11 protein-coding genes are annotated in these 16,263 nt (G+C 70.1%); 8 read left to right on the top strand and 3 right to left on the bottom strand.

The window, feature by feature from the left end:
- Window positions 1-48 precede the first annotated feature (48 nt).
- Both OG953_RS13285 and OG953_RS13280 read left to right on the top strand, forming a co-directional pair.
- Complete coding sequence (locus OG953_RS13285; protein WP_405684345.1) at window positions 49-234, top strand: hypothetical protein; 186 nt, start codon at window positions 49-51, stop codon at window positions 232-234.
- 69 nt (window positions 235-303) lie between these two features.
- Window positions 304-3,462 carry an AAA family ATPase gene (locus OG953_RS13280; RefSeq protein ID WP_405684344.1) on the top strand — a complete coding sequence of 1,053 codons (3,159 nt, stop codon included), beginning with the start codon at window positions 304-306 and terminating at the stop codon, window positions 3,460-3,462.
- Between the two features lie 44 nt (window positions 3,463-3,506).
- Here OG953_RS13280 and OG953_RS13275 read toward each other — a convergent pair whose 3' ends face one another.
- From OG953_RS13275 to OG953_RS13265, 3 genes are all read right to left on the bottom strand, one after another.
- Window positions 3,507-3,812 carry a DUF6191 domain-containing protein gene (locus OG953_RS13275; protein ID WP_405684343.1) on the bottom strand — a complete coding sequence of 102 codons (306 nt, stop codon included), beginning with the start codon at window positions 3,810-3,812 and terminating at the stop codon, window positions 3,507-3,509.
- A 22-nt stretch (window positions 3,813-3,834) separates the two neighbouring features.
- Window positions 3,835-4,998, bottom strand: coding sequence for a PQQ-dependent sugar dehydrogenase (locus tag OG953_RS13270; protein WP_405691801.1), 1,164 nt, complete (start codon window positions 4,996-4,998; stop codon window positions 3,835-3,837).
- A gap of 192 nt (window positions 4,999-5,190) precedes the next feature.
- Window positions 5,191-6,183: an aldo/keto reductase gene (locus OG953_RS13265; RefSeq protein ID WP_405684342.1), complete on the bottom strand. Its 993-nt coding sequence runs from the start codon at window positions 6,181-6,183 to the stop codon at window positions 5,191-5,193.
- A 133-nt stretch (window positions 6,184-6,316) separates the two neighbouring features.
- Here OG953_RS13265 and OG953_RS13260 point away from each other — a divergent pair, with 133 nt between their 5' ends.
- The 6 genes from OG953_RS13260 (at window position 6,317) to serA (ending at window position 16,207) form a co-directional block, all read left to right on the top strand.
- On the top strand, window positions 6,317-7,267 hold the full coding sequence (locus tag OG953_RS13260; RefSeq protein WP_405684341.1) for a 2-hydroxyacid dehydrogenase: 951 nt from the start codon (window positions 6,317-6,319) through the stop codon (window positions 7,265-7,267).
- 493 nt (window positions 7,268-7,760) lie between these two features.
- Complete coding sequence (locus tag OG953_RS13255) at window positions 7,761-10,598, top strand: putative bifunctional diguanylate cyclase/phosphodiesterase (RefSeq protein ID WP_405684340.1); 2,838 nt, start codon at window positions 7,761-7,763, stop codon at window positions 10,596-10,598.
- Window positions 10,599-10,815: 217 nt separating this feature from the next.
- Window positions 10,816-12,687: an acetolactate synthase large subunit gene (locus OG953_RS13250; RefSeq protein ID WP_405684339.1), complete on the top strand. Its 1,872-nt coding sequence runs from the start codon at window positions 10,816-10,818 to the stop codon at window positions 12,685-12,687.
- 22 nt (window positions 12,688-12,709) lie between these two features.
- Window positions 12,710-13,237, top strand: a complete 528-nt coding sequence (ilvN, locus tag OG953_RS13245; RefSeq protein ID WP_405684338.1) for an acetolactate synthase small subunit — start codon at window positions 12,710-12,712, stop codon at window positions 13,235-13,237.
- 100 nt (window positions 13,238-13,337) lie between these two features.
- Window positions 13,338-14,339, top strand: coding sequence for a ketol-acid reductoisomerase (ilvC, locus tag OG953_RS13240; protein WP_037690024.1), 1,002 nt, complete (start codon window positions 13,338-13,340; stop codon window positions 14,337-14,339).
- Between the two features lie 275 nt (window positions 14,340-14,614).
- A complete protein-coding gene (gene serA, locus OG953_RS13235) occupies window positions 14,615-16,207 on the top strand; it encodes a phosphoglycerate dehydrogenase (protein ID WP_405684336.1) in 1,593 nt (530 codons plus the stop codon).
- Window positions 16,208-16,263: the final 56 nt, after the last annotated feature.

Genomic DNA, 16,263 nt, shown 5'->3' with positions numbered 1-16,263 from the left:
ACTGCCGCCCCCCGGCCCCAACGGGCCGTCGTCCTCCGGGAGAAGCACATGTACACGCTCGAACTCCACAAGCTGCACGAGAACGAACTGCGGCGCCGTGCCGAGCAGGAGCGGCTCGTCGGGGAGGCCCGTCGGGCCCGCCGGGCCTCCCGCAGGGCCGGCCGTGATTCCGTACGCAAGGAGGCCGAGGGGCCGGTGAGTACGGACCGGAACCGGTTCGTTCACGCCGCGTAGTAGTCGTGTGACGGCTGCGCGATGCCGGACGACCCGATTCCGGGGCCCGCGCCGTCGGACCCATGTGCGATGCTCGGCGACGTGGAGACCAGGTCCGTCAGTCCCGTGTTCGTCGGCCGCGCAGGTGAATTCGCCTCGCTCGTCGATGCGCTCACCCGCGCCACCGCAGGGGACACCGGCCGGGCCGACCGCCCCGGCGGCGAGCCGCAGGCGCTGCTCATCGGCGGCGAGGCGGGCGTCGGCAAGACCCGGCTGGTCGAGGAGTTCCTCGCGGCGGCCGTGCGCCGCGAGGCCGTCGTCGCCGTCGGCGGCTGCGTCGAGGTCGGTGCCGACGGCCTGCCCTACGCCCCGTTCTCCACCGCCCTGCGTGTCCTGCGCCGCACCCTGCCCGACGAGATGGCTGCCGCCTGCGCCGGGCAGGAGGGTGAACTGGCCCGGCTGCTCCCCGAACTCGGCGAGGCCGACCGGGACGCGACCGACGAGCACAGCACCGCCCGCCTCTTCGAGCTCACCGCCAGACTCCTGGAGCGCATCTCGGCGCAGCGCGCGGTCGTCCTCGTCCTGGAGGACCTGCACTGGGCCGACGCCTCCACCCGGCATCTCCTCGCCTATCTCTTCCGCACCGTGCGCAGCGGCCGCCTCGTCGTGATCGGCACCTACCGCTCCGACGACATCCACCGCCGCCACCCCCTGCGCCCCCTCCTCGCCGAACTGGACCGGCTCCGTACCGTCCTCCGGATCGAACTCGCCCGCTTCAACCGCGCCGAGGTGCGCCGCCAGCTCACCGGCATCCTCGCCGCCACCCCCGAGGCAGCCCTGGTGGACGAGATCTTCGAACGCTCCGACGGCAACGCCTTCTTCGTCGAGGAACTCGCCTGCAGCCTGGAGAGCGGTGACCACTCCCGACTCTCCGACTCGCTGCGCGACCTCCTGCTCGTCCGCGTCGAAGCGCTCCCCGACGACGCTCAGAAGATCGCCCGGATCGTCGCCGAGGGCGGCTCCACCGTCGAGTACGAACTGCTCGCCGCGGTGGCCCGGCTCACCGAGGACGAACTCATCGAGGCGCTGCGGGCGGCCGTCGGAGCCAACCTGCTGCTCACCACCCCGGAGGGCAACGGCTACCGCTTCCGGCACGCCCTGGTCCGCGAGGCCGTCAGCGACGACCTGCTGCCCGGCGAGCGCTCCCGACTCAACCGGCGCTATGCGGAAGCCCTGGAGATCGATCCCACCCTCGTCCGCGCCGGTGAACGGGCCACCCGGCTCGCCAGCTACTGGTACAGCGCACACAATGCCGCCAAGGCCCTGCCCGCCGTACTGAAGGCCTCGGTCGAGGCCCGCCGCCGCTACGCGTTCTCCGAGCAACTCCGTCTGCTGGAGCGGGCGATGGAGCTGTGGGACGACGCCCCCGATGACGTGCGCCGCACCCTGCGCCCCATCGACTACGCAGAGAGCTACCCGGCTTGCGGCTGCGACCCCGACACCACCCCGCTGCGCTATCTCGACCTGATGGCCGAGGCCACCGTCGCCGCCCGGTTCGGCGGCGAACGCGAACGGGCCCTGGCCATCGCCAAGAAGGCCATGCGCATCCTGGACGGCGAGGACGACCCGCTGCGCGCCGCCTGGTTCTGGGTCCAGCGCTCCCGGCTGATGCAGGACCTCACCCGTGGCGACGGATGGCAGGAACTGGCCACCGCCCAGGAGCTCGTACGCGGCCTGCCCCCGTCCGTCGTGCATGCCGATGTCCTGATGAGCGTGGCGGGATGGGGCGCCCTGCACCGCCCGGGCGCCGAGACGCTGCAAGCCGTCGACCGGGCCGTGGAGTACGCCCGGCTCGTCGGTGACGAGTACATCGAACTGCACGCCAGGCTCACCCGTGGCTGGCTCACCGCCGACGCGGGCAGTGTCGACGAGGGCATCGCCGAGATGTACGCAGTCCGCGACCGCGCCGATGAACTGCACCTGGTCGGCATCATGAGCCGGGCCGGTATCAACCTCCCCTCCACCCTCGAATCCATGGGCCGCTCCCTGGAGGCCGTGGCCGCCGCGGACCACGGCATCGACATCAGCCGCAGCCACGGCATCGCCGACATGGAGGCATGGGTCCGCTGCAACCAGGCGACCTCGCTCTTCTCCCTCGGCCACTGGGACGAGAGCCGTGCGACCACCGACGCGGCGGCCCGCGCCGCCCAGTCCAGCAAGGCGCAAGGGCTCGTCGCCTCACGCCGTACCGAACTGGCCCTCGCCCAGGGCGACCTGGCCGAGGCCGAGATTCAACTCGCCCTGACCCGACGCTGCTTCGGCTCCCGCGACCCGCAGCCCCAGCACCTCATCACCCGCGTACGCCACGCCATGACCCTCGCCGTGCAGCAGGGGCGGCTCCCCGAGGCGCGGGCCGCGTTCGAGGCGCTGGCGGAGCAGGGCTTCCCGCCCGGCACCCAGCGGTATGCCCTGCCGCTGCTCCATGTCGCCGCCGCTGCCGAGGCCGACGCCCGCGGTCTGCCCGCCGCCGACCCCGGCCGGCCGGCGATCCTCGCCGGCATCCGGACCCGCCTGAAGCGGCTGCCGATGCTCATTCCCATCTGGGCCGCCTACGGTCTTCTGGTCGAGGGCGAGCTGGCCCGGGCGGAGGGTCATGACACCCCCGGCCATTGGTCCCGCGCCGCCACCGCATTCGCCCCCCTGCACCGCCCGTACGAGCTGGCACAGATCCGCCACCGCTGGGCCGAGGCCCTTCTCATCGCCGCCGGCGACCGGTCCGCGGCCACCACCCTGCTGCGCGAGGCCCACGGTACCGCCGGGCGGCTCGGCGCGCGCCCGTTGACCGAGACCATCGAACTGCTGGCCGGACGCGCCCGCATCACCCTCACCACCTCCGACCGGTCCCCGGCCCACGGCACCGCCCAAGAGATACCGGTCGCCGTCACCGTCCCCGCCCAGGACGGCACCACCGACGAGGCGGCGGACCGGGAGCAGACCGAGGACCACCTGCGCGAGGCGGCAGCGGCGGCGGTGGAGTCCTTCGGGCTGACGCGACGCGAACAGGACGTGCACCGTCTCGTCGCGGCCGGTCACACCAACCGCAGGATCGCCGAGGAGCTCTACATCTCACCCAAGACCGCGAGCGTGCACGTCTCCAACATTCTCGCCAAGCTCGGCGTCTCCAGCCGCGGCGAGGCGGCCGCCCTGGCCCACCGGCTCCGCCTGTACCCGGCCCGGAACGCCTCCTGATACCCGAGGCGTCCGACCCGCCTACGGCCGTGCGTCCGACCCGCCTACGGCCGCGCGTCCGGACCGGCCTCCGGAGCGTCCGGGGCATCCGGCCCGGACGCCTCATCGGGGTCGTCCGCTGCCTGGTCCGGGTCCGGCATCGCGTCTGTCGCGCCACGGTCCGCCCCGGGACCGCCGTCGGTACCGGACGCCCTGACGATCACCTTTCCGGAGGCCAGGTCTATCGGCCCGCGCCCCGGGTCGCCGACACCGAGATCCACCCGGGTCAGCTCCAGACGCTTCTGCTCCTCTGCGGCATGCTTACGGCCCGGCGCGAAGAGTTCCTCGAAGAAGTTGAACACCGGTCGCACGCCCTTTCACCTGCTGTAGCCGCTACCGCACCTTCAGCACCAGGATCCTGTCGTCTCCCGGCTTCGGGGTGCCACGGGTGTCCGTATTGCTCGTGACCAGCCAGAGCTTGTTGCCGCCCGCGGCCAGGACCGTGCGCAGACGCCCGTACTTCCCCTTCAGGAACGATTGCGGGGCCGCCAGAGATTCCTTGCCGGACAGCGGAATCCTCCAGAGCCGCTCACCGCCCAGGCCCGCCATCCAGATCGAACCCTTGGCGAAGGCGATCCCGCTCGGGGAAGCCTCGGACGTCTTCCACTGCGCCACGGGATCGATGAACCCCGGCTTCCCCGCCTTGCCCTCGACCTCCGGCCAGCCATAATTCCCACCCGGCTCGATCCGGTTCAGCTCGTCCCAGGTGTCCTGCCCGAATTCGGACGCCCACAGCTGCTTCTGCCCGTCCCAGGCCAGCCCCTGCACATTGCGGTGCCCGTACGAATACACCACGGAGTCGGCCTCCGGATTGCCGTGCAGCGGCTGGCCGTCCGGGGTCATCCGCAGGATCTTGCCGGCCAGCGACTTCTTGTCCTGCGCGAGCCCGGTGTCCCCCGTCTCCCCGGTGCCCGCGTACAGCATGTGATCCGGGCCGAAGGCGATCCGCCCGCCGTTGTGGATCGAGCCCTTCGGGATGCCCCGCAGAATCGTGTCCGGTGCACCCAGCAGCCGGCCGGGCGTCGTGCCGTTCTCGTCGTACTGCATGCGCGCGATGCGGTTGTCGGACTCGGTCGTGAAGTACGCGTACACCAGATGGTCCGAACCGTACGTGGGGGAGACCGCGATCCCCAGCAGCCCTCCCTCCCCGCCGGGCGACACCCCGGGCACGGCGCCCAGCAGGGTCTTCTTGCCGCTCTTCCCGTCGATCCGGGTGATCGTGCCCTTGTCACGCGAGGAGACCAGCAGATCGCCTCCGGGCAGCTCCGCCAGCCCCCACGGCGAGTCGAGTCCCTCGGTGAGCGTGGAGACCACCTCCACCGAGCCCTTCGCCGGTGGCAGGGCCACCGACGCGGACGGCGAGGCCGACGGGCCCGAGGCGGCAGGGGAGGGGCGGGACAGCGATGGCATGTGCCCGACGCCCGCCGCACTGCCGGAACCGTCCCCCGAGGAACACCCCGCGGTCAGCAGCAGCGTGCCCGCGGCCAGCACGGCCACCGTGCCGTGACGCACGCCTCGACGCCGCCCCGGACGACCCGCAGGGCCTTGTACAGATCCGAACAGAACACCGCGCACAGCACCGATCCCTTCGACGGCCACCCGACTACTGTTCTTACACCGCAGCCCCGCCCCGGGTTCCCCATGCCCGCCAGTTTTCCCGATCGTTGATCACGACTGCGAGGCCGGCGGTCAGTCCCACGACCCCCGCGCCGGGGGCAGCCGGGCGATCTCCACCAGATCCCGCGCGGTCAGCGTCAGACCGGCCGCCCCCGCGTTCTCCACCGCCCACCGCTCCCGCTTGGTCCCCGGCACCGGCACCACATGCGGCCCCTGCCGCAGCACCCAGGCCAACGCCACCTGCGCCGCAGTCGCCCCGTGCCGCTCCGCGATCCGCCGCAGCCCGACCACCACCGGCTGGTTCGCCGCCATCATCTCGGCCGTGAACCGCGGATGCCTGGCCCGCAGATCGTCGGGCTCGAAGCCCTGTCCCGGGGTCAGCGTGCCCGTCAGATAGCCGTTCCCCAGGGGCATCGCCGCAAGCAGCCCCACACCCCGCGCCGAGCACCACGGAAGCAATGACTCCAGCGCCTCCGGCGACCAGACCGACAACTCCGCCTGCACCGCGCTCACCGGGAAGACCTGCTGCACCCGCTCCAGCTGACGGATCGTTTCGTCATACATTCGGGCACCCGGCCGGCGTGAAGCCCGCGCCCCGACCGCACAGAGTCCGAGCGCCCGCACCTTCCCGGCGGTCACCAGCTCCGCCATCGCGCCCCAGGTCTCCTCGACCGGCACCTCGGGATCGGCCCGGTGCAGCTGGTACAGATCGATCACATCGGTTTGCAGCCGCCGCAGCGAGGCGTCACAGGCCCGCCGCACATAGCCGGGGCGGCCATTGGCGACGATGTGCTGATCGCCCACCAGCAGCCCGCACTTGGTGGAGACGAAGGCATCGGACCTGCGGCCCTTCAGCGCCCGGCCCACCAGCAGCTCATTGGTGAAGGGGCCGTACATGTCGGCCGTGTCGAGCAGTTGGACGCCCGCGTCGAGCGCGGCGTGCACGGCACGCAACGCACGGTCACCGCGCTGCTGCGACGCGCTGTACGCCCAGCTCATCGGCATACAGCCAAGACCGACCGCACCCACGGCGAGCGCCGCCGCACCGAGACTCCTGCGCTCCAACTCCCCGAACCCTCCCTAAGGTCCCGTGACGACAGGACCTCGGCCCCGCCGTCACGGGACCACACCGCACCCCAAAGTAACCTCTGCCGGCCGCCGCCCCTCGCGCAGCCTCCCGGGGATTAGCCTCCCGACCATGACTTCGACGAAGACTCCCGACGTATGGATGCCTTTTCCCGCCGACGAGATCGAAGGACTCCCCGAGGGTCTCAACTACCACTTCTGGGACGGCGCGCAGGACTACCCGGCCGACCCGGCCCACTGCGCCTTCTACGTCGTGCCGTACATGAAGGGTTCACAGATCGCGGTCCGCCCGCTCGCCGGCATGGCACGGGTCCAGATCGTGCAGACGCTCACCGCGGGCATCGACCATGTCGAGCCGGGGCTCGGTCTGCTGCCGGCCGGGGTACGGCTGTGCAATGCCAAGGGGGTCCACGAGGCGTCGACCGCGGAGCTCGCCCTCGCGCTGATCCTCGCCTCCCTGCGCGGCTTCCCCGGGTTCGTCCACGGTCAGGACAAGGAGGAGTGGCGGGCCGGCCTCTACCCCGCGCTCGCCGACAAGTCCGTGCTGATCGTGGGGTACGGATCGATCGGGGCCGCCATCGAGGACCGGCTCGTGCCCTTCGAGTGCGCGCGGGTGGCGCGCGTCGCGCGCTCTGCACGGACAACAGCACGCGGCCCCGTACACACACTCGACGACCTGCCCGCACTGCTGCCCGAAGCCGACGTCGTCGTGCTGTCCACTCCGCTGAACCCGTCCACACAAGGGCTGGTGGGCGCGGAGTTCCTCGCCGCGATGCCGGACGGAGCGTTGCTCGTGAACGTCGCACGGGGCGGCGTCGTCGACACCAAGTCGCTGCTGCTCGAACTCGAGTCCGGCCGACTGCGCGCCGCCCTCGATGTCACCGACCCGGAGCCGCTGCCCGCCGGCCATCCTCTCTGGCATGCTCCGAACGTCCTGATCACTCCTCATGTGGGCGGCAGCACCTCGGCGTTCCTGCCGCGCGCCGAGCGTCTGGTGGCCGGACAGCTGAGCCGTTTCGCCGCAGGGGAGCCGGTGCAGAACGTCGTACGCATCACCGGTTGACCACACTGCGGGTCCGTGCGACCGCGGACCGTTCCGACAAGTCCCCTGATCGTCACGGAGAGTAGATAAGCTATGTCCCTGAGTGACTGGTCTGGTGTATCGTCCCGAAAAGGGGCGCTGAGCCGAGGAAGGGACTGCGCCGGGGAGGGACGCAACACGCGAGGGGGCGACGGGCGATGTACGGCCGATGGGCGAACGATCCGGCACCGCAGGGCAGTCGACGGCGACTGGGGCCTGTTCCGGGTTTCCCGTTGTCCGCCCTCAGGGCGGGCGACGCGGTGTCCGGTGCGTGCGATCGCCGGGCGGAGGGTCGTCCTCGTACTGGAAGCACTTGGACGAGCCGGACAACGCGGCAAGGGAGTCCCTCCTGCTCGAGCGAAGCCGAGAGCTCGGGGGAGTGCGTGCCAGGCGTCGCGGCGCGGACGGGAAACCCGGAACAGGCCCCAGCCGGGCGCCGGGTGCGTGCGCACCCGGGGGCGTCGGGTGCGCCCCGGTGAGCGCGCCGGCCGGCGCCCTCGGGGCGTTCCTCTCCCGGCGGTCCACCGTCGGCGGCGCATCCGCGCTGGTCCTGCGGGTCCTGGTCGGCCTCGTCTGCGGTGGTTACGCGGTGGGGGCGGCCCTCGGCTGGGGTTCTTCGGAACTGGCGCTCATCATGGGGGATTTCGGCCTCGGCGCCGCCGCGCTGGTCGCGGCCGTCTCCTGCTTCCTCTACGCGCGGACCGGTGGCGACCGGTTCCGGCCCGCCTGGCTGCTGTTCGCGCTCTCCTCGCTCATGGCCGCCGGGGGCAATGCGGTCTGGGGCTGGTACGAGGTCGTGCTCGGGCGCTCGGTGCCCAGCCCCTCCCTCGCCGATGTCTTCTACCTCTGCTTCGCACCACCCGCCATCGTCGGGCTGCTCGTCCTCGCCAAACGGCCCGTCACCCGGGCCGGATGGTTCTGTCTCGCGCTGGACTCCTGGCTGATCGGCGGATCGCTCCTCACGCTCTCCTGGAGCCTCGCCCTCGCCCATACTGCGCATCTCGTGGATGCCGAGGGCGCGAGCGTGGCCCGCGCGGCGCTCGCGCTGGCCTATCCGCTGCTCGACATCGTGCTTGTCTCCATGGTGCTGGCCCTGCACTTCCGGCGGTCCAACGTCAACCGCTCCGCGGTGAACACCGCCGTTGCCGCACTCGCCCTGACGGTTCTGTCCGACGCCCTGTTCACCTCTCCGCTGCTGCGCCAGGCCTACCACTCCGGCCAGTTGCTGGACGCGGGCTGGTTCGCCGGTTCCCTGCTCCTCGCGTACGCGCCCTGGGGTGCGACAAGCGCAACGGACAACGCCTTCCCGCCGCGGGGTGCGCCGCGCTCCACCAGCCGGCCCATCGCGGGATCGCTGGCCGCACTGACGCCGTATCTCGCCGCCGCCGTCTGCACTCTCGGCATTCTCTACACCGTCACCGAGGGCCGCCGGGTGGACCGCGTCGTGGTCTTCACCGGCTGCACGGTGGTGCTCGCCCTGGTCGTCCGGCAGGGCATCATGCTCGTCGACAACATCGCCCTCACCCAGGAGCTGGCACAGAAGGAGAACCACTTCCGCTCCCTGGTGCAGGGTTCCAGCGATGTCATCATGATCGCCGCCCCCACCGGCGTCCTGCGCTACGTCAGCCCCGCCGCCGCGGGGGTGTACGGGCGTGATGCCGACGACCTGGTCGGTGCCGAGCTGGCCTCGATCATCCACCCCGAGGACCTGGGGCGGGTGGTTCACGAGGTGCGCCGGTTCCTCGCCGCTTCTCCGCGGGAAGAGCCCACCACCCGGATCGAGTGCCGTTTCAGATCCGGTACGGGCGACTGGCTCAATGTCGAATCCACGGTCAACCGCCATCAGGGCGGGCTGATCCTCAACAGCCGTGATGTGACCGAACGGGTGCGGCTGCAGGCCCAGTTGCAGCACAACGCCGAGCACGACCCGCTCACCGACCTGCCCAACCGCGCCCTGTTCACCGAGCGGGTGCGCCAGGCCCTCGGCGGCCGCCGCTCCGGCGACCCCGGCACCGCCGTGCTCTTCATCGACCTCGACGGCTTCAAAGCGGTCAATGACCGCCTCGGCCACCAGGCGGGCGACGAGCTCCTCATCCAGGCCGCCCACCGCCTCCATGAATCCGTACGGGCCGGCGACACCGCGGCCCGCCTCGGCGGTGACGAATTCGCGGCCATCATCCTCGGCGACGGCATCCGCGACCAGTCCGCCCGGGAATGCCAGGTCCACGAGATCGCCGACCGGCTGCGCCTCACCCTCTCCCAGCCGTACCGCATCGGCACCGGCGAGGTCCGGGTCGCAGCGTCCATCGGGGTCGCCTTCGCCGAGCCCGGCATCTCTCCGAGCGACCTCATGCGCAACGCCGACCTCGCCATGTACCGCGCCAAGGCGGGCGGCAAGAACCGCGTCGAGCTGTACGCCCCGCAGATGCAGGCCGAAGTCGTACGCCGCTCCGAGCTGGCTGCCCGGCTGCGCACCGCTCTGCGCGATGGTGAGTTCGCCCTGCTCCACCAGCCCGTGGTGCATCTCGCCAGCGGCACCGTCGCCGCCGTCGCCGCCCAGGCCCGCTGGCGCTCCGCCCAGGGCATCCTGTTCACCCCGGCCGAATTCCTCCGCGTCGCCGAGGACAGCGACCGCACTGCCGAACTCGGTCGCTGGCTCCTCGAAGAGGCCGTCGAGCAGGCCGCCGACCGGGCCAGGGCCGGCCATCCGGTCTCCGTCGCAGTACGGCTCTCCGCCCGCAGGCTCCTCGACAAGGGGATGCCGTTCGGCTCCGTCGAGGCGCTGCTCACCCGGCACAGCCTGCCCTCCGGCGCCCTGATGATCGAGGTCGCCGACAGCGACCCCCGGATCTCCTTCGACGAACTCGAACAGCGTCTCGTCGCGCTGCGCCGGCTCGGCGTCCGCATCGCGCTCGACGGCTTCGGCAGTGGATACGCCGCGATCAACGCCCTGCGCCGGCTCCCCATCGACGTACTGAAACTGGACCGCGGTCTCGTCGAGGGTGTCGTGGAATCCGCCCGGCTGCACAAGATCACCAGCGGCCTCCTGCGCATCGCCTGCGACCTCGGCATGCAGTCCGTGGCCGATGGTGTCGACGTACCGGAGCAGGTCCTCGCGCTGCGCGCCATGGGCTGTACGCACGGCCAGGGAATGGCCTTCTCCGGGCCGCTCGACGAGTACCGACTGCGCCGCGCCCTGGCCCGCGGCGAGTTCCCGGTGCCCGGCAGTGCCACCGCCCAGCCGGTCATGGCCGGCGGCTCGACCCCACTCCTCAGTGGCTCACATGTTGAGACGCCCGTCCCACCCACTTGACACGTTGCATGCGTCGGAGAGAGGGTCAATGCCATGCGCACCCGAATTCTCGTACTTGGAAAGCGCGTCGGCTGAAGCAGAGTCCCTCACTGACACTCTGCAGACCACACCGACGCGCTCCCCTCGCTTGCCTCACGGCACGAGGGGTTTTTTGTTGCACTGACACCAGGCAAATCCTCGTAAAACACCCGCAAAAACCCTCAGCTTCGAGAAGAGAATGCCGATGACCGAGCAGGCCACCGGGGCCCACCATCCCCAGCCGCGGGCCCGTAACGGCGGATCGTCCGCCGCCACCGTTGAGCACGTCACGGGCGCGCAGTCCCTCATCCGGTCTCTTGAGGAGGTGGGGGCCGACACGGTATTCGGCATTCCCGGCGGCGCCATCCTTCCGGCGTACGACCCGATGATGGACTCCACCCGGGTCCGTCATGTGCTGGTCCGTCACGAGCAGGGCGCCGGACACGCCGCCACCGGCTACGCCCAGGCCACCGGCAAGGTCGGCGTCTGCATGGCCACCTCCGGCCCCGGCGCCACCAACCTGGTCACGCCGATCGCCGACGCCCACATGGACTCCGTCCCGCTGGTCGCGATCACCGGCCAGGTCGCCTCCAAGGCCATCGGCACGGACGCCTTCCAGGAAGCCGACATCTGCGGCATTACGATGCCGGTCACCAAGCACAACTTCCTGGTCACCAAGGCCGAGGACATCCCGCACACCATCGCCGAGGCCTTCCACATCGCCTCCACCGGCCGTCCGGGCCCCGTCCTCGTCGACATCGCCAAGGACGCCCTGCAGGCGCAGACCACGTTCAGCTGGCCGCCCACCCAGGACCTGCCCGGCTACCGTCCGGTCACCAAGCCGCACGCCAAGCAGATCCGCGAAGCCGCCAAGCTGATCACTCAGGCCAAGCGCCCGGTGCTGTATGTCGGCGGCGGTGTCATCAAGGCGGGGGCCACCGCCGAACTGAAGGTCCTTGCAGAGCTCACCGGAGCGCCCGTCACCACCACACTGATGGCGCTCGGCGCATTCCCCGACAGCCACCCGCTGCACGTCGGAATGCCGGGCATGCACGGTGCGGTCACCGCCGTCACCGCGCTGCAGAAGGCCGACCTGATCGTCGCCCTCGGAGCCCGATTCGACGATCGTGTCACCGGCAAGCTGGACAGCTTCGCCCCGTACGCCAAGATCGTCCACGCCGACATCGACCCGGCCGAGATCGGCAAGAACCGCGCCGCGGACGTCCCGATCGTGGGCGATGCCCGCGAGGTCCTGGCCGACCTGGTCCAGGCCGTCCAGGCCGAGCACACCGAAGGTCACGTCGGTGAGGCCGCCCGGACGGGATATTCAGCCTGGTGGAAGGACCTCAACCGCTGGCGCGACACCTACCCGCTCGGCTACGACCTGCCCGAGGACGGCAGCCTCTCGCCGCAGCAGGTCATCCAGCGCATCGGTCAGCTCGCCCCCGAGGGCACGATCTTCGCGGCGGGCGTCGGCCAGCACCAGATGTGGGCCTCGCACTTCATCCAGTACGAGCAGCCCGCCACCTGGCTGAACTCCGGCGGCGCCGGAACGATGGGGTATGCGGTCCCGGCCGCGATGGGTGCCAAGGCCGGCATGCCGGACCGTACGGTCTGGGCGATCGACGGCGACGGCTGCTTCCAGATGACCAACCAGGAACTCACCACCTGCGCGCTCAACAACATCCCGATCAAGGTCGCCATCATCAACAACGGGGCGCTCGGGATGGTCCGCCAGTGGCAGACCCTGTTCTACAACCAGCGGTACTCCAACACCGTGCTGCACTCCGGCGCCGACACCGAGGGCGTCCCGGCGAAGGGCACCCGCGTCCCGGACTTCGTCAAGCTGTCCGAGGCCATGGGCTGCCACGCGATCCGCTGCGAGGACCCGGCCGACCTGGACAAGGTCATCGAAGAGGCCAATTCCATCAACGACCGCCCCGTCGTGATCGACTTCATCGTCCACGAGGACGCCATGGTGTGGCCGATGGTCGCCGCCGGCACCTCCAACGACGAGGTCATGGCCGCCCGCGGGGTTCGCCCCGACTTCGGCGACAACGAAGACGACTGAGAGACAGAGAGAGACCGACTCCATGTCCACCAAGCACACGCTCTCCGTCCTGGTCGAGAACAAGCCCGGTGTCCTCGCCCGGATCACCGCCCTGTTCTCCCGCCGCGGCTTCAACATCGACTCGCTCGCGGTCGGTACCACCGAACACCCCGACATCTCGCGCATCACCATCGTCGTCGGTGTCGAGGACCTGCCTCTTGAGCAGGTGACCAAACAGCTCAACAAGCTGGTGAACGTCCTGAAGATCGTCGAACTCGAGCCGTCCGCTGCGATCCAGCGTGAGCTCGTCCTGGTGAAGGTCCGCGCCGACAACGAGACCCGCTCCCAGATCGTCGAGATCGTCCAGCTGTTCCGCGCCAAGACCGTGGACGTCTCCCCGGAGGCCGTCACGATCGAGGCGACCGGCGGCGCCGACAAGCTGGAGGCCATGCTCAAGATGCTGGAGCAGTACGGCATCAAGGAGCTGGTCCAGTCCGGCACCATCGCCATAGGGCGCGGCGCGCGCTCGATCACCGACCGTTCGCTGCGCGCCCTCGACCGTTCGGCCTAGGCACCGCCACTTCGCCGCTCGTATGGCGAGATCCGAAAACGTATCTGACGCACCCCGCCGTACGGTGGGACGCAACACCTGCACACCAAGGAGAGACCCAGTGGCCGAGCTGTTCTACGACGACGATGCCGACCTGTCCATCATCCAGGGCCGCAAGGTCGCGGTCATCGGCTACGGAAGCCAGGGCCACGCCCACGCGCTGTCGCTGCGCGACTCGGGTGTCGACGTCCGTGTCGGTCTGCACGAGGGCTCCAAGTCCAAGGCCAAGGCCGAGGAGCAGGGCCTGCGCGTGGTGACCCCGTCCGAGGCCGCCGCCGAGGCCGACGTCATCATGATCCTCGTCCCGGACCCGATCCAGGCCCAGGTCTACGAGGAGTCCATCAAGGACAACCTCAAGGACGGCGACGCGCTGTTCTTCGGCCACGGCCTGAACATCCGCTTCGACTTCATCAAGCCGCCGGCCAATGTCGACGTCTGCATGGTCGCCCCGAAGGGCCCGGGCCACCTGGTCCGCCGTCAGTACGAGGAGGGCCGCGGCGTTCCGTGCATCGTGGCCGTCGAGCAGGACGCCTCGGGCAACGGCCTGGCGCTCGCCCTGTCGTACGCGAAGGGCATCGGCGGCACCCGCGCCGGCGTCATCAAGACGACCTTCACCGAGGAGACCGAGACCGACCTGTTCGGTGAGCAGGCCGTCCTCTGCGGTGGCACCGCCGCCCTGGTCAAGGCCGGTTTCGAGACCCTGACCGAGGCCGGTTACCAGCCGGAGATCGCGTACTTCGAGTGCCTGCACGAGCTGAAGCTCATCGTGGACCTCATGTACGAGGGCGGCCTGGAGAAGATGCGCTGGTCCATCTCGGAGACCGCCGAGTGGGGCGACTACGTCACCGGCCCGCGGATCATCACGGACGCCACCAAGGCCGAGATGAAGAAGGTCCTCGCGGAGATCCAGGACGGCACCTTCGCCAAGAACTGGATGGCCGAGTACCACAACGGTCTGCCCAAGTACAACGAGTACAAGAAGGCGGACAGCGACCACCTCCTGGAGACCACCGGCCGTGAGCTGCGCAAGCTCATGAGCTGGGTCAACGACGAGGACGCGTAACCCGTTCACCCCGGGCGCGGGTCTCCTGACCCGCGCCCGGGGTGTTCCCCCCTGCTTCACCGCTGGAAGAGGCGGCGTCGTACGTGTGTACAAGTCGTCCACCCCCGTGTGGGTGATCCTTCCATCGGGGCGCAGTATGCGTCCTGGCGCATGACTACACTTCTCCACACATACACGCGTCAGGCCCACAGTGTCGTGCGTCTTCCACGCGGCAAGCCCCTCCACCGCCTGCGGCCGTCGGGACGGCCGTCCGCACTGGACTTGTGAGGACTCACGTGAGCTCGAAACCTGTCGTACTCATCGCTGAAGAGCTGTCGCCTGCCACGGTTGACGCCCTGGGTCCGGATTTCGAAATCCGGCACTGCAACGGCGCGGACCGCGCCGAGCTCCTCCCCGCGATCGCCGATGTCGACGCCATCCTGGTGCGCTCCGCCACCAAGGTCGACGCCGAGGCCATCGCCGCCGCGAAGAAGCTGAAGGTCGTCGCCCGCGCGGGCGTCGGTCTGGACAACGTCGACGTCTCCGCCGCCACCAAGGCCGGCGTGATGGTCGTCAACGCACCGACCTCCAACATCGTGACCGCCGCCGAGCTGGCCTGCGGTCTGCTGGTCGCCACCGCGCGCAACATCCCGCAGGCCAACACCGCCCTCAAGAACGGTGAGTGGAAGCGCTCCAAGTACACCGGCGTCGAGCTGAGCGAGAAGATCCTCGGCGTCGTCGGCCTCGGCCGCATCGGTGTCCTGGTCGCTCAGCGCATGTCGGCCTTCGGTATGAAGATCGTCGCGTACGACCCCTATGTGCAGCCCGCGCGTGCCGCCCAGATGGGCGTCAAGCTCCTTACGCTGGACGAGCTGCTCGGGGTCGCCGACTTCATCACCGTGCACCTGCCCAAGACCCCCGAGACGCTGGGCCTGATCGGCGACGAGGCGCTGCACAAGGTGAAGCCCTCGGTGCGCATCGTCAACGCCGCGCGCGGTGGCATCGTCGACGAGGAGGCGCTCGCCTCCGCCCTCAAGGAGGGCCGGGTCGCCGGCGCCGGTCTCGACGTGTACACGAAGGAGCCCTGCACGGACTCCCCGCTGTTCGAGTTCGACCAGGTCGTCTGCACCCCGCACCTCGGCGCCTCCACCGACGAGGCCCAGGAGAAGGCGGGCATCGCGGTCGCCAAGTCCGTGCGCCTCGCCCTCGCCGGTGAGCTCGTGCCGGACGCGGTCAACGTCCAGGGCGGTGTGATCGCGGAGGACGTACGCCCGGGCCTGCCGCTCGCCGAGAAGCTCGGCCGGATCTTCACAGCGCTCGCGGGCGAGGTCGCGGTCCGCCTCGACGTCGAGGTGTACGGCGAGATCACCCAGCACGACGTCAAGGTGCTCGAACTCTCCGCGCTCAAGGGCGTCTTCGAGGACGTGGTCGATGAGACCGTGTCGTATGTGAATGCCCCGCTCTTCGCGCAGGAGCGCGGTGTCGAGGTCCGCCTCACCACCAGCTCCGAGTCGCCGGACCATCGCAACGTGGTCACCGTCCGCGGCACGCTCTCGGGCGGCGAGGAGGTCGCGGTCTCCGGCACGCTGGCCGGCCCCAAGCACCTTCAGAAGATCGTAGCCGTCGGCGAGTACGACGTGGACCTGGCGCTGGCCGACCACATGGTGGTGCTGCGTTACGAGGACCGTCCCGGTGTCGTCGGCACGGTCGGCCGGATCCTCGGTGAGGCCGGTCTGAACATCGCGGGCATGCAGGTCTCGCGGACGGACGCGGGCGGCGAGGCGCTGGTCGTGCTCACCGTCGACGACGACGTCCCGGCGTCGGTGCTCACCGACATCTCCACGGAGATCGGTGCCGCATCGGCCCGTACGGTGAACCTGACCGACTGACGGTCTCAGGGCCCCGCGTACCCGGCATATAGACGTGCGTCTTACACGAACGTCTG

Origin of the sequence: Streptomyces sp. NBC_00057, assembly GCF_045041165.1 — a bacterium.
Taxonomy (GTDB): Bacteria; Actinomycetota; Actinomycetes; order Streptomycetales; family Streptomycetaceae; genus Streptomyces.
The sequence above is the reverse complement of the archived record's forward strand: the minus strand, read 5'-3'. Positions and strand labels throughout refer to the sequence as shown.